This is a genomic window from bacterium, assembly GCA_023150945.1.
Lineage (GTDB): Bacteria > Zhuqueibacterota > Zhuqueibacteria > Zhuqueibacterales > Zhuqueibacteraceae > Coneutiohabitans.
The window spans coordinates 1-21,132 of record JAKLJX010000041.1; the positions used below are offsets into that span (position 1 = coordinate 1).

At 62.2% G+C, this 21,132-nt stretch carries 14 protein-coding genes; all 14 read right to left on the reverse strand.

Annotated features, from left to right (window positions below; translation table 11 throughout):
• Window positions 1-148 precede the first annotated feature (148 nt).
• Window positions 149-1,711 (reverse strand): citrate lyase subunit alpha, encoded by a 1,563-nt coding sequence (locus tag L6R21_27345; GenBank protein ID MCK6562923.1) that lies wholly within the window; start codon window positions 1,709-1,711, stop codon window positions 149-151.
• Window positions 1,692-2,945, reverse strand: coding sequence for an aldolase/citrate lyase family protein (locus L6R21_27350; GenBank protein MCK6562924.1), 1,254 nt, complete (start codon window positions 2,943-2,945; stop codon window positions 1,692-1,694). Before L6R21_27350 ends, L6R21_27345 begins: the two co-directional genes overlap by 20 nt.
• Window positions 2,942-3,907 (reverse strand): ADP-ribosylglycohydrolase family protein, encoded by a 966-nt coding sequence (locus L6R21_27355; protein MCK6562925.1) that lies wholly within the window; start codon window positions 3,905-3,907, stop codon window positions 2,942-2,944. Before L6R21_27355 ends, L6R21_27350 begins: the two co-directional genes overlap by 4 nt.
• Before the next feature lie 137 nt (window positions 3,908-4,044).
• Window positions 4,045-5,364, reverse strand: coding sequence for an ADP-ribosylglycohydrolase family protein (locus tag L6R21_27360; protein ID MCK6562926.1), 1,320 nt, complete (start codon window positions 5,362-5,364; stop codon window positions 4,045-4,047).
• A complete protein-coding gene (locus L6R21_27365) occupies window positions 5,361-6,416 on the reverse strand; it encodes an ADP-ribosylglycohydrolase family protein (GenBank protein ID MCK6562927.1) in 1,056 nt (351 codons plus the stop codon). Before L6R21_27365 ends, L6R21_27360 begins: the two co-directional genes overlap by 4 nt.
• Window positions 6,413-7,396, reverse strand: a complete 984-nt coding sequence (locus L6R21_27370; GenBank protein MCK6562928.1) for an ADP-ribosylglycohydrolase family protein — start codon at window positions 7,394-7,396, stop codon at window positions 6,413-6,415. The genes L6R21_27365 and L6R21_27370 overlap by 4 nt, the downstream gene beginning before the upstream one ends.
• Window positions 7,396-8,715, reverse strand: coding sequence for a sugar ABC transporter substrate-binding protein (locus L6R21_27375; GenBank protein MCK6562929.1), 1,320 nt, complete (start codon window positions 8,713-8,715; stop codon window positions 7,396-7,398). The genes L6R21_27370 and L6R21_27375 overlap by 1 nt, the downstream gene beginning before the upstream one ends.
• Window positions 8,716-9,379: 664 nt before the next feature.
• A complete protein-coding gene (locus tag L6R21_27380) occupies window positions 9,380-10,225 on the reverse strand; it encodes a carbohydrate ABC transporter permease (GenBank protein ID MCK6562930.1) in 846 nt (281 codons plus the stop codon).
• Window positions 10,226-10,284: 59 nt separating this feature from the next.
• A complete protein-coding gene (locus L6R21_27385; protein ID MCK6562931.1) occupies window positions 10,285-11,163 on the reverse strand; it encodes a sugar ABC transporter permease in 879 nt (292 codons plus the stop codon).
• Window positions 11,164-11,209: 46 nt separating this feature from the next.
• Window positions 11,210-13,648 carry a beta-lactamase family protein gene (locus tag L6R21_27390; GenBank protein ID MCK6562932.1) on the reverse strand — a complete coding sequence of 813 codons (2,439 nt, stop codon included), beginning with the start codon at window positions 13,646-13,648 and terminating at the stop codon, window positions 11,210-11,212.
• A gap of 154 nt (window positions 13,649-13,802) precedes the next feature.
• Window positions 13,803-15,986, reverse strand: a complete 2,184-nt coding sequence (locus L6R21_27395; GenBank protein ID MCK6562933.1) for a T9SS type A sorting domain-containing protein — start codon at window positions 15,984-15,986, stop codon at window positions 13,803-13,805.
• Between the two features lie 211 nt (window positions 15,987-16,197).
• On the reverse strand, window positions 16,198-17,676 hold the full coding sequence (locus L6R21_27400) for a dienelactone hydrolase family protein (protein MCK6562934.1): 1,479 nt from the start codon (window positions 17,674-17,676) through the stop codon (window positions 16,198-16,200).
• Window positions 17,677-17,951: 275 nt separating this feature from the next.
• Window positions 17,952-18,968: a PorV/PorQ family protein gene (locus L6R21_27405; protein ID MCK6562935.1), complete on the reverse strand. Its 1,017-nt coding sequence runs from the start codon at window positions 18,966-18,968 to the stop codon at window positions 17,952-17,954.
• Between the two features lie 74 nt (window positions 18,969-19,042).
• On the reverse strand, window positions 19,043-21,001 hold the full coding sequence (locus L6R21_27410; GenBank protein MCK6562936.1) for a hypothetical protein: 1,959 nt from the start codon (window positions 20,999-21,001) through the stop codon (window positions 19,043-19,045).
• Window positions 21,002-21,132 lie beyond the last annotated feature (131 nt).

A 21,132-nucleotide genomic window follows, 5' to 3' on the forward strand; every position in this document is an offset into this window, starting at 1 on the left:
CGCGAAGATCGTGAAATGCTCTTGGACGTCTTTCGTGTATTGCGCGGGTCGCGCAAATCAGTCTGCTGAAGTGGAATGGGGAAGGAATGCGAGGCGTTCAAAAGCAGTCCAAAGCAGGAAAGAACGATATGAGTCCAGGCGCACGCTTTCATACAATCACGCGGAAGACGCTATCCAGCAGAGTACCATCCACCCATTTCACCACTGCGATAGGATGCTCACGATCGCGCCGGGGTTGAGCAGGCGGGCCGCCGCAGAGAGCAAAAACTTCCCGCTGGATTTCCGCCAGCGAGCGCAGCGGCAGGGAGGAGCCAGCCAGCGCCGCCAGCAGATCGGTTCGGAGCGGATTGACCGCAATCCCGCGTTCGGTCACCACCACATCGATCATCTCGCCCGGACCGCACAGCGTCGTCACTTCATCGACGATGATCGGCACGCGATCGCGGAATGACGGCAGCGCCAGGATCACGCAGCGCGCGAACAGGCAATCCTGCCAACCGCCCAACCCGTGCAGCAACATACCTTCGGAATGGGTGACGACGTTGGCATTGAAGTGCAGGTCGACTTCGGTGGCGCCGAGCACGACGAAATCAACCAGTGAAGCGAAATTGCCTTTGCCGTGATAATTGTAACTGGTGAAAGGACTGGTGTTGAGGTGCCGGGGATTCTCGCGCAGCGAGCGCACACCCTCCTGATCGAAGGCCTGGCCGTCCAAGATGTATTCTGCCAATCCCTCCTCCAACAGCTCCACCAAATAGCGCGTGCTGCCGCCGCGCACAAAACGGGCACGCACGCCCAGGCGTTTCATCCGCTCTTTTAGGAATTGCACGAACGCCAGACTGGTGCCGCCGGCGCCGGCCTGAAAGGAGAAGCCGTCGCGCAGAATGCCCGCGGCTTCGACGAACTGCGCAATGTATTCCGCAATCAACAGGCGGTCCGGGCTTTTGGTGATTTGCGTCGTGCCGGAGATAATCTTCGCGGGGTCGCCGAGTGAAGCAACGGGCACGACGAAATCCACATGATTGCCTTGCAGGTGCCAGGGCACACAAGGAAACGGCACGAGATTGTCCGTGACCACGATCACGGTCTCGGCGTACTCGGCATCAGCCAGGGCAAATCCCAAGGGGCCGCAAGCTGAAGGGCCATAAACACCATTGGCATTGCCGAAGGCATCGGCCGCCGGCGCCGCGATCACCGCGAGATCGATCCGCACCTCGCCGTCTTGCACGGCCTGATAGCGCGTGCCGTGCGAACGCAACACCCCGGTGCCGCGCATGCGGCCTTCCGAGGCAAAGCGGCCCAGGGGCCCGTTGAGGCTGCCTTCGATGTGATGAATGGTGCCGTCGATGAGATAAGGGATCAACTGTTCGTGCACCGGAAACGAGGCACTCGGAAACCAGCGGAGATTCTTGCAGCCCATTTCGTGCAAGGTTTTGAAGAGCAAGCCGGTGAGGGCATCGCCATTGCGCAAATGATGATGCGTGGAAATGGTCATGCCGTCAGCCGCGCCGGCGCGCTCCAGTGCAGCGCGCAGGCCGGCCACAACCTTGTTGCCGTCCGCGGGATAGTCGGCGCAACTGCGAATGAGCGGTCGCGCTCTACGGCCCTGCGGCCGGAACTGGCCCACGCCTCGAAAGGGCGTCTGTGCCACACCGTTGATTGCCACCGGCACCAAACGTCCGGCGGCATTTTCAGGCAAGCTTGTTTTCATGAGGAGTTTGCGTTCGCCAATCTGCTGAAAGCCGTCCCGCGGCCAGGGCATTGGCAAGCGTGGCCTGTGCCCTCTTGACCACGGGCAGATCGATCATCTTCGTGCCCAGCGCGAAAACGGCCGTGCCCTGCTGTTGCGCCTGTTCAAAGGTCAGCACGATTTGCCGCGCCTGGTTGATTTCGGCCGCGCCGGGCGCAATGGCCTCATGCACGATTTTGATTTGGCGCGGATGAATGCATCCCAGGCCGTCGAATCCGAGCGCGCGTGCTGCCTGGACATTCGCGCGCAAGCCGTCGACGTTGTCGACGTCGGAATAGACGCTGGCCAACGCCTGCACGCCGGCGGCGCGGGCGGCATTTACGATTGCGCCTTTGGCAAAGAAGCTCTCGGTTTCCGCGGCGGTGCGGGGCACGCCCAAATCCGCGGTGTAATCCTCCAAACCGAGTGCCAGCGCGCAAACCTTGTCACTGGCCGTGGCGATTGCAAAGGCCTTGATCACACCCAGCGCGCTTTCAATGATGGGAATGAGATAAACCTCATGCGCCCGGCCGTGCGCTTGGCGCAGGCGTTCCACTTCTGCGGCAATGTCAGAGACACGCTGCGGGGATTCGCATTTGGGAATGAGAATGACCTGCGCGCCCTGCGGCACGACCGCGGCCAAATCCTGCCGGCCCAACTCGCCGGCATTGATGCGCACCATGCGCTCCGCGCCGAAGAAATCGACGCAGCGCAGGGCATTGCGCACCAGCACGCGCGCCGCTTCCTTCTCCTGCGGAGCCACGCTGTCTTCGAGATCGAGAATCACGGCGTCCGGTTGGTGCAGGCCGGCGTTGACGAAGAACTTCGGCTCATTGCCGGGCAAATACAGGCGGGTGCGCCGCAAGCGGTCTTTCTGCGTGGGCGCATGGGGAATCAGCGGCGCAGCAGGCAAATACTCGAATTCCTCTTCACCCAGCACCGCGCGACAAGCGGCCTCCAGCCGCGCCGCCAACGTGAACGGCAGCGCGCCGGAATCGACAATGGTGAGGCGCGCATGCGCTACGCCCGCCTGCGCAGCAACTGCCCGCGCAAGCTCGGCGATGGCTTCGCCATAGAGCGCAGCCACTTTGCTGGTCAACGCGATTTGCATGCCGCCGGCCGGCTGCAGCTCGATTTCGACAAGGCAATCGGAGCGCACGCTTTCGCCCTGTTTGCCGGCATGGCCGCGGCGGTGGCGTGGCGAGTCGGTATTCATTTGATCAACGCGGTCAATCGTTGGGCAACGTTTCTCAAGTCCATTCCCTTGGTGCAGGGCAGGCAGGTGCCGGCGGCAATCTGTGTCAGCGCGATCCACTGCGCCGGGATGGCTGTCACGCCCTGCAGCGCGCCGCTCAAGGCGCCGGCAATGGCCGCAATCGTGTCGGCATCGCGGCCAAAGTTGCCGCCCCAGATGATGCACTTCTTGAAATCACCCCTGGCCATGCTGAACACGGCGAATGCCGAGGCCACCGCTTCCGGCACCACGGCTTTGTATTCCGTCCACAGTGCGTCATGCAGCGGCATCCAGGCTTCTTCCCACGAGGCGGAGTTCGCGACAATCTCGAGCGCGTTGTGCATGGCGAAAGCAAGCCAGGCGTCTGCGGGAACAACCTGCATGGCAGCGGCGCTGACTTCGTCGCACGTGGCGCCGGCCATGGCAGCGGCAACGCCGGCAGCCACTGCTTGCGCGCCCCAAATGCCGTCGCGCCAGTGGCTCAGGCAGGCATCGATTTCAGCCTGCCGCGCGGCGCGGCCGGGATCGCCGGCGCACACAATGCCGATGGGCGCCACGCGCATCGCTGCGCCGTCGCTCAAGTGGTGTGAGTTGAATTGTCCCGACAGCGGCGGCAAAATGCCGCGGCGAATGTTGGCAGCAGCCTCGCGCTCGCTGGCGCCGCCGCGCGGCAGGGCCGTGAGCGAAATGACATGCTTGCGCCAGGCCGCGAGCACGTGTGCGAGCGTCAACTCGCCGCCGGCTTGCAGCAACGTATCGGCGGTGAGCAGCGCGAATTCCGTGTCGTCCGTGCCCGGCGCCGGCACGCCCGCGCGAAAATCGGTGGTGATGCCGTAGAGAAAGTGATTGTCAGTGGTGCGCGCCGCATCGCCGAAGGAGTCGCCGATGGCCAGACCGATGAGGCAGCCAAAGGCGCGATCATAGAGTTTGTTTGAATCAGGCATGGCTTGGTATGGTTTTGACAAGCACGACAACCTCAATTTGTGAACTTGCTGCTGTTCATGTCACCCTGGTGTTTTTCTTCTGCGCCGGCGGAGCGCCGCGCGGGATTTTCACGTCAAGCTGCTGCGGCCGCGATTCACTACCGGAGGATCTGCGCGTGCGTGCGCCGCGCCAAATCATCAAAAGCAGAATGATCGCAGCCGCGCATGCTGCTGCGCAGACGGTTCCGCAGCGGGCCAATCCATTTTTGCGGCAAGCTGGAGGCGCCCAGCAGCGTGCCGAGAATCGAGCCGACTGTCGCGCCGTTGCTGTCGGTATCCCAGCCCGCCATCACGACGCTGCAAATCGAGCGTTGGTAATCGCCTTGGCCATGCAGCAATGCCGCTACCACCAGCGCCGCATTGTTGACGGTATGCACCCAATGATAGTGGCCGAATTTCTCGTAAAGCCGGTCCACCACCTTTTCCCAATCGTCTTGCTGTTGCGCCCGCTCGGCGGCGAACGCAATGGCGTGCGCCAAGCGCGAAGTCGCGGGAATCTGCTGCAAGGCCTGCGCGATGATCGCGCGCGGCGTCGTACAGGTGAAGGCTGCAGCGATCGCCGCCGCAGAGAACATTTCGCCATAAAGGCCATTGCTTACATGACTCAAGCGGCCGTCACGCCAAGCCAGTTGTGCTGCCAGCGCCGGCCGGCCGGCTGCCGCCCAGCCCCACACATCCGCGCGGATTTGCGCGCCAATCCACTCGCGGTAGGGATTGCGATGCGTGGCGGTTGCCGGCGGCCGCACGCCGTTGAGCAAATTCAAATAGGCCACCCGCTCTGCCGTGAAAGTCGTGAGCACCGGCAGAAGGCTGAGCCAGGATTCCGCAATCTGCTCGGTGGTGAAGTCCGCACCGAACGTTTCCAACACGTGCAGATTGAGCAGCGCGTAGTTCATGTCGTCATCTTCGGGCATGCAGTCGAGGTTTTCTTTCAAACTCTCGCGGCCGTAATGGCGATTCCACGGATACTGCTGCAATAACTCCGGCGGCATGCCTTGGGCCGTGATGAAATCAGTCAGCGGCCAGGTGCCATTGGACTCGAGCAAGCGCCGAATCACGGGGCGCGGATGTTTTTCCACCGGCTTGCCCAGCAAACAACCGGCGGCGCGGCCAAGCCAGCCGCCCAAAATGCGATCGCCGATTTCATCCGCACTGAGCGTGAGGCGCGACAATGTCGAGCCGGGCGAGACAGCTTCGGTAAGAGCGCCGGACACTGAAGCCGCATCCGCAGCGGCAGTGGTGCGATTCATCTCATCCAGCAGCGCGAGCGCGGCGCGGCGGCGATCGTTTTCGTCGGGAATGGCGGCCTGCAACTGTTCCCAGCGCTGCTGCAGTTCTTCCACCTCGTTGCCGGCTTCAGCTTGCTGCCGCAATTCCTGCGGCACCCATTCCAGCGGATCGAGCCAACTGATTTTCATCTTGCCGCCCTTGCGACCGCCAAATTTGCCAATTGCTCAACCAACGCCAGGAAGTCGACGCCGGTGAGCGCGGGCACGCACATCCCGCGTAGCCACTGCAATTGTTCGCGCCACTCTGCTGTGATGAGATCTTGATCAGACAAGGCGCCCGACAAAGCGCCAACCAATGCCGGCACGGAATCCGCGGCCTTCGCGCAGGTCAACGCCAGCATAATTGCCGGCGCGAATTCGCCGTGCGTTTGCTTGATCAGAGCCAGCGCCAGTGCCAGAGTTTCCGGCGCAACATTGCCGTAATTGTATTCGCGATTGATCACGGTTTCATGCCAATGCGGCACCAGCTCGAGGGCGGACCGGGCCGGATCGCAAAGCGCCAGCGCCGCAGCAACCGATCTGTTGATCCATGAATGCGGCGGCAGTTGCGCCAGCATGACGTCGAGCACACGCTCGAGCGTTTGTCCGCCGCCGGCGGCGCTGATGCCGGCAGCCATGGCTTGCGCCGCCCACAAGCCGTCTTCGGCGTTGGTGATCTGCGCCTCCCAGCCGGCCAATTCTGCCGCTGCGGTGGGATCTCCCGCGCACAGGATTCCAATCGGCACCGCGCGCGCCACGGCGGCATCATCAAAGAAATGGGGATTATCATGCCCGCTGATCGGCGGCATTTTTTTTCTTCTGAGATTTTCCAGCGCGATTTGCACGCCGAGGCTGCCGCGAATCTCTTCGCCGCTCGCAGCCAGTTCCAGCCAATGCCCGTACAGCGCGCCGGCTGTCACCCGGCCGCGGCATTTGATGAGATATTGCATGCCGAACGCCGCCCACTCGGTGTCATCCGTGGGACCGAGAGAGAAGGCCGCAGCCGATCGGTTGAGCGAGAACGGCATGGCCACCGGCAAGGCCTTGGTGAACTCTGCCTCGCTGTCGATTTCTCGGCGAATTCGCCGGGTCCAAAGCGGCAGCGTGTAACTGCGATGAAACATCGCCGGCCAGCTCAGGGCATCGCCGAGGGCGAGGCCGAACATGGCATTGCGGCTGCGCCTGCGGAGTTCGCCGTTCATCGTGTTCTCCTGCCGGCAGCAAGACCGGCGAGTTCAGCCGCAGTCTGCAACACGGACATGCCCTTCACGGTTTGAATGCAGCCACCGCGCGCGTGGGCGATCCTTGCGGACCAGCGGGCGGGGATGCGATCACAGCCGTGCAGCGCACCGGCAATGGCGCCGGCAATCGCAGCAATCGTATCCGCATCGCGGCCGAGATTGACGCTACCCAGCACCGCCGTTTCAAAATCACCGCGGGCGGCGGCCAACATGCCAAACGCCAAGCCCACGGCTTCCGGCGCGAGATCCGGCCAGTGGTAGAATTGCAGAACCAATGTTTCGTGCAGCGGAGCTATCGCCTGCCAAACGTCTGCGCTCTGTCGTCCAATCGCAATGCCTTCGCGCAGGTTGCGGCCGCACCACGAGTCCGCGGGAATCACGTGCAGCGCCGCGCCGAGAGCTTCGTCGCAATCAGCGGCAGTCATGGCAGCCGCCACTGCCGCCGCCACCGCGCGGCCGCCCAGGATCCCTTCGCCGGCATGACTGACGTGGCCGTCACTTTCCGCCAAATCCGCGGCGAGTTCAGGATCGCCCGCTGCCGCAATGCCATAGGGCGCGGCGCGCATCGCCAAGCCATCGCTCCAACTGTGCAGGTGTTGTCCGGAGAACGGCGGTTGCAGGCCGCGCTGCAAATTTTTGATGGTGAGAATCTCGCTGAAGCCCGCGCCTTTGTATTCATTGGCAGCGGAGATGATCTCGTCGCGCCAGGCCTGCGCCACCTGCTCTGAACTCAAACTCAAGCCATGGCGCAGCAGCAGGCGGGCGCTGAACAGCGCGTATTCGGTGTCGTCGGTGCCGGCAGGTTGATCCACGAGAAAGTCCGTGAGGCGGCCCCAACGCTGCGCGATCTCCGCGGGCGTTTTGCCTTCAGCCGGACTGCCCAGGGCATCACCGACCGCCAGTCCCATCAACGCGCCGGCGGCGCGCTTTGCCAGATCCATTACCATGCTTCCCCGCGCATTTGGTAGCGTGACAACACGAGATTGCTCTCGCGCTCGAGGCGCTGCGCCGCTTCTGCCAGAGTCAGGCGATTGGCAAAGAATTCCTGCAAAATCGGATTGGCGACGCGATTCTTCCATTCGACATAGCCGGGCGCGCCCAGCCACGGCCCAGTGGTGAGGGAGGGCACGGCGCCGGTGACGATGTCCCAACCAACAGCAGCGTCTTGAAACTGCGGCAACTGCAGGCAGGATTTGCGCGCCGGGATCATCCAGTCGCTCTGCGCCAGTTTGGCCATGTTATTGGCCGCCAGCATGAATTCGATGAACCGCATGGCCTCCACCGGCCGGCGTGATTTCTTGGGAATGCTCAGCGTTTGCGTGCTGATGCCGCTGCGCTGGCTGTGAGCGAGCGGCGGCGGCAGCACGCCCCAGTGAAAATTTGGCGGCGCGTTTTCCACGAGCTGCTGCCGCGCCCAGGCGCCGATGCCGATGAGCATCGCATACTTGCCGCTGAAGAAGCCCGGAATCATGCCGGTGCCGGTCTGGCCGATGCTGGCGGGCGCTGCGCTGCGATCGTCGTACAGCATGGCGTACAGCGTGCGCAGCAATTCCTGCTCGGCCGCACCGACGGTGACACGATAACGGCCTTGTTCGCGATGAAAAAACGAACCGCCGAAACCGATCGCGAGATTCATCACCACGTTGGCGGAGTTGCGCAGGCCGAAGGCCGCGCCCCATTGCTCGGGCACGCCGTCGCCATCGGTGTCGCGCGTGAGGCGTTGCGCGGCGCGGCGCAGTTCCTGCCAGGTCCACGGTTGCGCCGCGGGCGGCGGCGTGAGGCCGGCGGCGGCAAACAAATCATGATTGTAAAGCACCACCAGTGACTCGATCAGAAACGGCACACCGGTGATTTCGCCATTCGGCCGTGTCACTGAAGCCCAGGCAACCTCGAGAATATCCGCTTTGGTTTCCGGGGAAAGCAACGGCGCCAGGTCGCTCAGAAAGCCGCGCATGGCGAAATCAACGATGATGGACGATTCGTAGTGAAACACGTCCGGCACTTCGCCGGTTTCGAAAGCGGTGATGAGATAATCGTGAATCGCGCCCCAGGTGCCCTGCACGTATTCCACCGGCAGTTCGGGATGCGCGGCATTCCATTCCGCCACCAACGCCTGATTCACCTGCAGCGCCTGCTCCTGCCACGCCAGGCTGACGAAGCGCAGTTTCGGCGCCGCCGGCTCTGCTGGCGCGCGGTGGAGCAGCGCGCGCGTTACCAGGGCCAGGGCAACCAGGGCGGCGAGGATCGTGAAGTTTCGCATGGGAACAGCCTACGCCGATTTCCAAACAAGCTGAATTGTGAAGCCCTCCGGGCAGTATCGAATTTGTCAGATTTGCAGCACCACGAAGACACCAAGCCACCAAGAAAGGCTTCATGACAGGACTTCCATTTTTTCGTGCCTTGGTGTCTTGGTAGTTGGAATTCTATGGAATTCTACTCTGCGCTTGAAATACGAAACGCCTCCACCGGATTTTCAGACAAGCTGTAAGGCCGCGCCTGGCAGGCAGCACAAAAACTTTGACAGCGTGATTTGACGGCAGAATTATTTCGAAATCATTCTGCCGAAAAATGATTCCGCCATAGACTTTCAGGTTTTTATTCTGACTTTGAGCGCCTTACGGCCTGCGCCAGGTTTCAGACAAGCTGAATCCTGAAGCCCGCGGGCAGCGATAAGCCCCATTCGTACGCTGTCGTCTCGCACGATGTATCCACCACCACGGTCATCCAGTGAGGATCTTGTAAAGATTTGGGCACACTCCCGTGCCATTCACCTCAAAAGCTCACGGGGAAGACGCGCAGAACGCGGAGAAGGACTTGCTTGATTTCAAAACTCCGCGCTCTCCGCGGCGCCGCGGTGCAAGCGGTTGCTTTGTGGTCAAGAATCTTTCAGAGTTTTGTTCTGGCTCTGAGCGCCTTACGACGTGTCAGTTCTTCACCGCGCCGGCCAGCAAGCCGCCGGCAAACCATTTTTGCAGGAGGCCGAACAGCAGCAAGGAGGGCAGCGTGGCGAGCACACTGGCAGCGGCGAGCGGGCCGGTGCGCGCCTGGCCCTCCATGCCGGTGTAGCGCGCCAGCTCGACCGGCAGCGTCACGGTGTCCGGGCTTTTCATCAACACCAGGGCAAAGAAGAACTCATTCCACGCCGAGATGAAGGTGAAGAGCATGGCCGCTGCCAGGGCCGGCAGCAGGGTCGGCAGAATCACCCGAAAAATGATCTGCGGCCGGGTGGCGCCGTCAATGGCCGCGGCCTCTTCCAAATCCACCGGGATGCTTTTCAAGTAACCGTGCAGCATCCACAACACGAAGGGCAGCGCCCACACGACATAGACCAGCGCGAGGCCGAAGAGCGAATCGGTCAGGCGCAGGTTACGCAGTAACACGTACAGCGGAATCATCACCAAAATGGCCGGGAAGATCTGCGAAGTCAGAATCCAGCCCACGATCGTCTGATTGAGCGCCGACCGGAAGCGCGCCAGCGCGTACGCGCCCGGCAGCGCAAGCACGACGGCGAGCAGCGTGGCGAGCAAGCCGGCCTGCAGGCTGTTGCGCATGCTGAGCAGCAGATTGCTGCCGGTGGTGATCGCGCGGTAATGCTCGAGCGAAACTTGCTGCGGCAGCAGCCGGCCGGCACCGGCATAGATTTCGGGCGTGGGCTTGAACGAAGTCGCGAACACCCACACCAGCGGGAAGAGCAGAAAGGCCATGAAGGCGAGCAGCGCAACATGCACACCGGCGCGCCGCCAGGCGTGTTGGGTCGATTGGATCAGCATTGCACCTTTGGGGTTGCAGCGATCGTTTGGCGCTCAGCGAGCAAAGGGCGCAGCGAGACTCACGCCATGCGCTCGCGAAATTGCAGCCGCAAATAGGCGAACAGTACCAGCGAGACGACGATGACCATGACGTTGCCGATCGCGGCCGCGTAACCGACATAGCCGTAGCGAAACGCTTCCTCGTAGGCTGCCAGCATCGGCAGCCGCGTGAGGCCACCCGGCCCGCCTTGCGTCAACACCCACACCAGGCCGAACGTGTTGAAATTCCACATGAAGGTCAAGGAGATGATCGCCGCCAGCACCGGCGCCAGCATCGGCAAGGTGATGTGCAGAAACTCGCGGCCGGCGCCCGCGCCATCGAGGCGTGCGGCTTCATATAAATCCGCGGAGATCGATTGCAGGCCGGCGAGCAGAAACACCGCCGCTTTGGGAATCTCGCCCCAGATGCCGGCAACGATGACCGCCGGAATGGCGAATTCAAAACTCGCCAGCCAATTCACCGGTTTGGCAATCACGCCCAGGCTCGCCAGCGCCGCGTTCAGCCAGCCGGCGTCCATGTCATAAATCTGCCGCCATACAATGCCGCGAATGATGGGCGGCATGGCCCAGGGCGCGAGCATTAGAATGGCGTAGATCGAAGTGAACCGGATCCTGGTATTCAACAGCATCGCCAAAAGCAATCCCAGCATCACCTGGCCGGCGGTCACCGCCAGCGTCCACAACATGCCGACGCGGAAAGATTGCCAGAAAAAAGTATCGCGCGCCAGTTGCACGTAGTTATCCCAGCCGTTGAAGTGGGGCGGATCGCCGAGGCGATAGTCCGTGAAGCCAAGATAGATGCCGCGCGCCAGCGGGATGATGGAAAACAGTAACACCGGCACGATGACGGGCAGTAACAGCTTGAGCTGTTCGAGTGGTGGTGATTTCCGGTTGCGCAAAGGATTTTGCCAGAATCGAATGGTTACGCTCGCGGCCAGGGCCGCATTATTGGCGGCGCGCCGCGGATGGCAGCGGCGCCGTGCAGGCAGCTACAAAAGCTGCGGCGTGGTGATCGTAGCTTGCTCCGGTGCGGTCACGGCCCACGATCAGAATCAATTCTTGTTGTGGATCAACCTGAAAGATCGCGCCGGAGGCCGCGGCGTGGCCGAAGGCTTGCTCGCTGAGACCGTTGCCTGCTGCCGGCGCGGTGCCAATGCCCCAGCTTTGCTGGAGCGCGGGATTGAGGGCAGCCAGCGGCGCGGGCAGCAGCTTGCGAAAATTCTCCTCCGAGAAAAATTCATACGCTCCGTAGCGGCCGCGCTGCAACAGCATTTGCCCCAATTTCGCCAGATCCAAGCAGGTGGCATACAAGCCGCCATAGGTGTTGTCGGCGACCGCCTGCTGCATGCCGAGCGGCGCGAAGAGGCACACTTCGAACAAATACGGCACGGCGCGGCCGCTCAGGCGTTCCATCACTTTACCGGCCAGCGCATAGCCCAGGCGATTGTATTGAAAGCGGCGGCCGACTTCGAACAACGGCAGCGCCTGCGCCACTTGATTCTCCAAAGCCGGATTCCAATCCGAGGCCCATTCGCCGTGCCAGGCGCCGCCATGGGTATGCGTGAACAGATGGCGCAACGTGAGCGCCGTTGCGCCGCCGGTCTTGATTTCCGGCAAGTATTCCTGCACCGGCGCCTCGAGATCGAGCAGGCCTTGATCGACGAATTGCATCAGCAAGACGCCGGTGAGCAGCTTGGTAATCGAGGCCATCCAGGTGGGCGTGGCAGTGGTCATCGCTGTGCCGTCTGGCAAGCGGCCGAACGCTTCATGAAAGACGATTTGGCCCCGGTGCACGACCAGCGCCGTCAGCGGTTCTTCGGCGGCGGCCGCCCAATTCTCACAGACCGCGCGGATTTTTTGCAGCGCCGAGGGGGTGAATACCGCGCTCTCGCCGCCAGCCGCGAGCAATTCGGGTGCTTTGGAGGCAGGCCGCGGCTGCGGAGGCTGGAACAAGACCGGCAATTGCGCGAGATTTTCCTGTTTGCGTTTGAACTCGATCCACCATTGCCGATCGCGCAGCCGCGGGCTGTCGAAGTTTCCAGAGATGGAATCCATTTCTGCCAGGCCGGCGAGAAAAATCGCGGCATCGGCGCTGGTGTGCAGATAGTGAATCATATCCCCGAATGAAAACACACGCCATTCGCGCGCGTAGCGCTGCCACAGCGTCGGCGCGAGGCCGAGCGCCGGCAGCGGGTTGATTCGAATGGAAGCCTCGCGGCTGTAGTCGTCGAGTTCGAGCGGCGCGCAGAAAAGGGTGAGAAAGCGCTTGATGGTGAATCCCTGGGGCGTGGCGCCTTCGACTACCGCAGCATAGCGGCCGGGCGCAGCGGCGGCGGTCACTTGCTGCATCGCGCGGTTGAAATAGCGCACGCGCAGCTCGAACGGGCCCAGCTCATTGTCGACCATTGCCGGCCGTTTCCACGCGATGGCCGGCAAGGCACCAGGCGGGAAAACATAGCGTTCCGCGCGTAGTTCTTCTTCGAGAAAAGCCTGGAGGCGGCGGCCGGCCAGCTCGCGCAAATCCACCGTCGCGACAACCCTCTCCTCGACGCGGAGCTTGATTTCGCCAGCGTTTTGCAGCGCGCGGGGAATTGCCATCCGGGCGGCAGCGAGATCATTCTCCGCTTCGAACGCCTGCCGGCCTATCAGTTGATCTTCGCCATAGACCGCGAGCACGCGGCCGGCCCAGGCAGCGGGAGCATAGGCCGCCAGCTTGGCTTCGCCGAGATGCCAAACTTCGAGATCAGCAAAAACCTCTTGGAATTCTTGCGTGCGCAGATGTGTCAGCGCATCGGGATAAGCGAAGGTGCGATACCAAATCTCCTGCGGCGATTGACGGCCGGTGATGGTGATGGTCGCGCTGCGCCCCGGCTGCAACCAGGCTGCCGGCATGGTGAGCGTCATGTAGCCGAAATGCGCGCGATGGTGATTCTGAAACACCGCCGTGAACGCCAGCGTCGCGCCGCCCTCACCGATCATCTCCCACGCCGGCTGCTTGGGCGTGGAAAAGACCAGGACGCGCCGGCGATTCAAGCGCAATTCGAATTGCCCCTCGCCGAGATTGCTGCCCAAGCCACACACCCACACGAACGTCGCGGTGGTTGCGCGCCAGCCGGCCGGCAGCGTGGCGGTCTGCCAGACGATGGCGGAATCCCGCCCTTGAGTGCGCGCCACCAACGCGGGCGCCGGGGCCTCGGCGCTGCGATGCGAAGCATAAGGCGCATTGGTTCCTGCGACCGGTCGGGCAAAGCCTTCGAACCAATTCAGCGAATCAGTCGCGGCGCGGAAATGCAAACGCGCCACGGCGGCAACCTCGATTTGGGCGTGCGCGAGGCCGGCCAACCGAAGAATGATTGCGGCAAACAGAAGTAGGCGTGTGCGCAAAGAAGTCATCCCCGCTGACATGTCATTGACTTAAATTGGAGGACAGCCTCAGGTCAAAAGCATGCGCCGCTGCCCGCACTCTTGCTCCCACGGTTGTGCCGCAGGCGGCAAAACCAGCAGGGGCAAGAGTGCGCAGGCCGGCAACGGCCGAACATCATTTCATCAAAACCAGTTTGCGAACTTGCACATGGCCTGCGGTTTCCAGGCGGTAGAGGTAAACGCCGTTGGCCATGTTCTCGGCGTTGAAGACTACCGTGTGCGTACCCGCGGCCTTCCATTCATTCACCAAAACAGCCACGGTCTGGCCGAGCACGTTTTGAATCTCCAGCTTCACCGGCGCGGGCCGCTGCAACTCGAACTGAATCTTGGTGCTGGGATTGAACGGATTCGGATAGTTCTGGTGCAGGGCAAAGCGCTGCGCCACCTGGCCGCGATCTTCCGCCACGCTGGTGAACAAGTCATTGCGATAGATGGTCAAGCCGTCGGCGCGCTCGGTGACGTAGGCATAGCCGCCCGCCACGGCTACGCCGCGCGCGTCCGAGGGGCCGTCATAGTAGCCGACTTCTTGGGGACTGGCGGGATTGCTCACGTCGATCACGCGCAAGCCCGCGCCCTCGGCCGGCACGTAGGCGTATTTGCCTTCGATCGCCGCCATGTAACTGTAGCCGCCGTGCGTGACGCTGCCCACTTCCACCGGCGTTGCCAAATTGGAAATGTCGAAAATGCGCAGCTTGTCGCCGTCGGGGATGTAGGCGTAGTTGCCGGCAATCGCAAAGCCCTCATTGCCCACGCTGAAGCTCGGGGTCTCGCCTTTGCTCACCGGGCTGGCGGGATTGGTAACGTCGTAGAAGCGAATCTTGCCGTAGTCGGTGATGGCCGCGATATTGCCGAAGGCGGCGACATTCTCGCCGTAGAGCGCCGGCATCGATTTGATCCAAGCGGGGTTGGCAGGATTCGAAATATCCAACACCACCAGGCCACTGTCACTGGCCGCGACATACACATAGTTGCCGCTAATGGCCACGCCGCGCGCCCGCGGGGTGGCGATGTTTTTGACCTCCACCGGCAGGCTGGGATTGGAGACATCGATCACGCGCACGCCGGCGTCACGGTCGGCAACATAGGCATGATTGTTTCCCACCACCACCGCGCGCGCATCGCCGGGTGTGTCCAGCGTGCCGAGCAGCGTGGGGTTGGCGGGATTGGCCACGTCGATGATGCGCAGACCCGCGCTGCCGTAAGCCACGTAGGCTTTGTTATCCAGAATGAAAGAAGTGAAGGCTGTGCCCGAGGCCGGCGCGACGATGTTGATCGCGCCGGATTCCGTGGGCGCCGCCGGATTGGAGACATTGATGGCGCGCAGGCCGGCGGTGCGGTCGGCAACAAAGATGTGGCCGGTGGGCGAGCCACTGATCGTGATCGCGCCAAAATACACCGAAGCGGCGCGGCCGGGTGTGTTGTACAACGATACCTGGGTGGGCGCCGCGATGTTGGAAACGTCGATGATGCGCATGCCCGAATCGCCGTTGGCAATGTAGCCGTAATTGCCGTCGAACACGATGCGCGCGGTGCGAAAGCCGGTGGGCAGGGTGGTGGCGAGCGCCGGCGTGGCGGGGGTGGTGACGTTGACCACATCCAGCCCGAGGTTGAAGTCACAAACGTAGAGATGGCCGGCGCGGACGTTGGCGTATTGATGATAGCCATCGGTGCGCGCGCGGTATTGCCCGGTCACCACCGGCGCCGCGGGATTGGAGATGTTGACAATGTGACTGCGCGAACCGGCGGCAATGTAAGCGTAGGGCGCGGAAATCACCACACTCTCGCAATACTCCAGCGTGTCGATACCGGCCACAAACGCCGGGTTGGCCGGATTGCTAATGTTGTAGATCTGCAGGCCGCGGCCGCCGGCGGCAACATAGGCATTCACGCCGCTGGTGGCCAGGCCTTCGCACGTGCTGCCGATGTTGACGGTCGATACCAGGCTGGGCGCTGTGGGATTCTGCACATTGATCAGCCAGAGATTGGGCCCGCCGACCACGACGAGATGCTGTACGCTGTTGATCGAAGTGCGCACGATGTCTTCGATGATATTCGGCAGATTGACGCTGGCAACTTTGAGCGGATTGGCCGGATCGGAGAAACTCGCGATTTGCAGCTTGTTGCCGACGGCATAGTACACCAACGAACCGGCGGCAAACACCGCCTTCGATTCACCTTCACCTTTACCGAAGTTGCCGGCCGCCGTGACGTTCAGCGCGTCCTGGCCGGGCGCACGGCCGGCGGTGAGGAGCAGCAGGCTCAGCAGCGCCAGGCAAACCACTGATGACAAGCGATGCATGTTCGACCTCCTTAGGCTTGAGAGGACTCGGGAAACGACAGTTGATTGTTGTGCTGCAGAAATGTTTGAATCGCATATCGTGCCGGCGCGGAATCCATCCTTCATCGTGCAACTGCCGCCCACCATCGCCTCGCCCGATTGGGGCTTCCCAGTGGTCTTGATGGTCAAATCCGTTCGGTAGCCACCGACGGCCACGACTTTGCCGGACATGCTAGCGACTCTTGCTCAATAGCCAGTCATACAATTGCGGATTGCTGTAGGTCCGGTTCCAGGCATCATGGCCGGTGTTGGGATAGATCGTAAAGGTCACCTCACCGCCGCAGGCGCGCAAACGATTCACCAGGGCGAGCCCGGCAGCGAGCGGCACCACCGTATCGCGCTCGCCGTGAAAGGCCCACACCGGAATTTCCGCCATGGCGCAGACGTTCCATCCTTCTTCGCCGCGGCTGGCAATGGGCGCGAGCGCGGCGAACAGATTGGGATAGCGGATGCCCAAATCCCAGGCGCCGATGCCGCCCATGCTGTAGCCGGTGAGATAGACGCGGCGGCGATCCACCGGATAGAGCGTGAGCGCTTTGTCGATCAATTTTTTGACCAAAGTGTCAGTGCGGTCATAATACCACTCCGTGCGAGCCGGGCATTGCGGCGAGATGACATAGAAGGGAAAACTGTTGTTGCCGTCCAGCAGGCGCGGCAAGCCGTCGGCTTTCAAGCGCTGCAAATCACTGCCGCGTTCGCCGATGCCGTGCAGCGAGATGAGCAACGGAAATTTGCCCTCGCGCAGCGCGCGGGTATCCAGCGCGCGAAACAGGAGATAGTTGAGCGAACCCGCGTCATAAACTTGCTCTTGCAGAATGGGCGGCGGTGGCGGTTCCTGATCTGCCACGAAAACCAGCGCGGCGGCGCTGCCGGGCGTGTCGATCCAACCCAAGGGCAGCGGCGTCGCGGGTTGCGAGATGTCGAAAATGCGGATGCCCTCTTCCTCATTGGCGACATAAGCCAGGTTTTCGGCGAAGACCACTCGTGCCACCCGCGGTCCGGTGGCGGCGGCCGCGACGAATTGCGGCCGCGCCGGATCTGCCACGTTGAAAATTTGCAGACCCAAATGGTCATCGCAGACATAAGCATGGCCGTGATGCAGGCCCACATAGCGCTGGTACGCGCCCGCTGCCGCCGTGATCTTGCCCAGCCAAACCGGCCGTGCCGGCTGCGCCGTGTCCAACAGGTGCGAACGAGTGCCGGCCGCCACGGCCACGACGTCACCGGCGAGCGCAACACTCGCGCAATAGGCCAGAGAGTCAACGCTGGCCAGCAGGGCCGGAACCGCGGCATCGAAAATCTTGTAACCTGCTTCACCGGCAGCCACGTGCACGATCGTGCCGCGGCTGGTCACCCCGCTACCGTTGCCGCCGAGTGGGAGGGCGGCAGCAAGTTGGGGAGCAAAGGGATTATCAACATCGATCAAGAACAGCCGCGGCCCGCCCACCACTGCCAGGTGCTGCCGTCCGTCGATCTCGACGCCGGTTAAATCCGCCACCTTCTCAGAAAGCGCAAGGTGGGCCATCACGGCGGGATTCTGGGGATCGGCGAAGCTGGCGATCCGCACTTGCGCGCCCACGCCGAAATACACCAGCGTGCCGGCGGCAAAAACAGCCTGCGCCTCGCCCTCTCCCTGACCAAAATTTCCCAAGCGACTGGTGTGTGCCGATTGCGCGTGCACCGATGTGGCCGAGAGCAGCAGGCAAAAGGCGAGGCGCGCCGGCGCACGGCATGGAAGCGGGGAGCGCTTGGCGGTGTGTGCAGCAGTGTGGGGAAAAGGTGTAGTCATGCCGGCAGTCCGATCGTGGGGCGCGTCGCATGCCGAGCCGCGGGTTTTCATCGGGAGCGCCCAGGCAGTTCGTTTCTCACGGTCTGCTTGAAAGCAGGAGGCAGAGGCGCAGGGGTGCGACAATGCGGCCGTTTGGTTTAGAATGCCATGCCAAAGGAGAACATGTGCACCTGTGAGAGCGCGCCGAAATCGACAAAGGCATAGTTGGCGCTGCCGGAGAGATTGGAGAAGGCATAGTGCAGACCCGCGCCCAGGGTCAAGCCCTGCTCGTCGTAATTGAAGCGATAGCCGCCCCGCACCGCGAGCTTGCCCTCGTAGTTGTATTCCGCGCCGAGATGCAATTTCTCCGGGCCGTCATTGGGATGATCGCCGTCGAGCGCCACGGTGAGAGCATGCCGGCCGGCGTTGCGGTTGAAGAAATCCATCGCCACGCCGACGCGAAAATCAAGCGGCATGCGGATGTCATCAGGCTCGGCCTGATACTGCTCGCTCCAGCCGGTCAAATGCGAATCCGGCCCGAAGTTGCGCGCGCTCATGGCCAGGCACAGGCTTTTGAAACCGGTGTAGTAAATCGTGCCGAAATCCAGCGACCAGTTGGTCATGTTCAATTCGGCGATTTCCTGGTGCAACCAGCGCACGCTGCCGCCGAGCGTCAGCTTGTCGGTAATGCGGCGGCCATAGCTCAGGCCGAGTGCCAAATCGCGCGCCGAGAAAAAGCTGCCTGTCACCACCGCTTCGGTGCGGTTCTCACCGGGAATGAGGCTGTTCACGGTTTCGGGAATATCGCCGTAGTCGAGCGTGACAAAACTCAAAGCGAACACGCCGATGCCCTCCCAATTCGCCGCCAGGGCCGCGGACTGGTGATTGATGTCGGCGATCCAGCGGACGGTGTTGAGCTGCAGATCGTATTTTGCCACGTGCGCCAGCGCCGCGGGATTGCCGAGCACGGCATTGGCGTCGCCGCGGGAAATGGCGGTGAATGCGCCGCCCATGGCTGCCTGCCGCGGGTCGCTGTTGATCTTCAAAAACTGCCAGCCCGACTGCCCCACGCGCTCGATGTCGTTCGGGGCAATGCCGACTTGACTCCAGCCCGGCGCTGCGGCCAGCAGGCACCACCACGCCAACAGCGCACCAGCTTTGCTTGCGGTTTTCATGCTGATTTCTCCAGACCAATGGGCGCCGCGCCCGTTTGATCGGCGACCCGTTTCACTTCGCGTGCAGCGCCGCGTCATTTCACAATGGCGAACTTGCCAACATACGACTGCCCCTCCTGGCCGGCCACCTGCGATTCCACTTGAAAAATGTAGATGCCGGGCGCGATGCCCAGCATCCAGCGATTGAGCTGATAATCGAGCTGTTTGATGCTGCCCCAGGAAGTTGAGCCGCTGCCGTCGTCGTGCGTGATCGACTGCACCAGATCGCCGGTGAGGGTGTAGATTTTGATCGTGCACTTGGCAGGCAGCCCGATGAACTCCATGCGGAAGCGCTCGCCTTGGCCCAGCAACCCGCTGTGCTGGCGAAAAGGATTGGGCACGACGTAGACGTTCTTGGGAAATGCGGCATTCGGGCCGCGGAAGGGATAAACCGGAAAGCGATTGTTGTTGACCTTGCCGCTTTCATGGCCCTCAGTGTCGTAGGAGGTGACGCAGTAGTAGTTGCCCACGCCGAAGGGCAGATTGGCATCGACGTATCGCACGTAACCGTCGACGATCGGCGCCGCCTCTTGGGGAAGGTCGGCGATCAGCGTCCACGGCCCGATGGTGAAGTAGGTGGAGCGATAAACGCGATAACCGGCGAAGTCATTCATGCCGGTGAGCGGATCGCGGTAGGTGGCGGGAAGCGCCGGCCATTCGATGGCAACTTCGCCGGGGCCCGCGGTCAGGCGCAGACTGTTCTCGCCGTTGGTGGGCGTCATGGGCGGATGAAATGCGGGCAGGTAGAAATTGCGATGCAGTTCGCGCGCCGCGGCGATATTGGCGCGTAACGAGTCGAGCGAGGCAGTGGCAAGGCGGTCGATGTTCGCGACGCCGCCCTGCACGATCAGCGCGCGATCCATTTCGCCCATGACTTCCGCGAACACGAGCTGGAGCGAGCCGAACGGCGGCAACTCCAGCGGGCCGACGCTGAGCAGGAATTCCGGCCGGCGTTCGTATTTGCTGCCGCCCTCGCCGCCGCCAGCGCGCGCTGCATCCCAGGACAGGCGCGGCTGCTGATGGGTCATGACTTCCTTGACGCGCGCGGCATTATCGACTTCCTGAATGAACATGATGTCTTCGCGCGCCGCGCCCTCGGTCACGCCCTGCCCGGTGTGCTCGAGAATGTTCTGATGAACCGGCGCGCCGGCGGAGTCCAGCACGATGGCGGTGAAGAAGCCCGCGGCGTCGAGCTCGGTTTCGCGCGTGCCCGGCGCGCGAATGTCGCGCGAGTCCGCAATGTCGCCCCGTTGCGGTCCGACGCCGAAAGTCCACAACACCGGCGTTTCGTCCTGGAAGTTGAAGCTCTGGTGGTCGTAGAAATAAAACGTATTGTTCGCGCCGTCCCAGCCGTATTTCTCATCGCCGCGGGTGCCGGAGCGCTGCGTTACGCGCACGCCGTAGCGCATGCCGAAATACAAATCGTTCACCGCGGCAAACTCGGTGTTGGTGAGGGTGACGAGATGAATGATGAAGTCATCATACTTGGGGTAACTCCACACCATGCTGCGCCGGGAAATGTCGACCTCCAGGCCATTGACGTGGTGGCCGCCGGTGACGCTTTCCTCGCCCCACGTGCTCAAATCGGCGAGATTGTAGTTCTGCAGCAGGGTCGTCTCTTCGATGGGAAAAACATTCTCGCCGGAGGGAAAGAAGCGGGAGTTGAGCGTGTAGGAATATGCCCGGCCGCTGCGCACGCCATAGATGGCATAGCCCGCCGCTTCGGCGTAGTTGAGCGCATCGTTGATGTTGGTGCCCTTCGAATAGCCGGGATAATCCAGCGTGTGAAAACCGTTTTCGGTTTCGGTGGGGTCGCCGTACTGCAGGGAATTCCACACCGTGGCCCACAGCTTCCCGCGCGTCAGCGTCTGCTTGCCCCAAGTTACCTGTGCCGGCGCATTACCCGCAGCCAGCAACAGCAGACAGAAAACCAGCAACATCCGGCAGGCAATCGGCTTGCTTGACGCAACGAACCAACGGACGGAACAGGTCATGTTGTCTCTCCACGCGATTTCGCCCGAGCCGCGGCGAAAATGCAAACGTTTGCGCAATTTCAACAAAGAACAGCGGCCCCCCGGCTTGCAATAAGCTACGCCAGATTTCAGACAAGTTGAGTGCTGAAGCC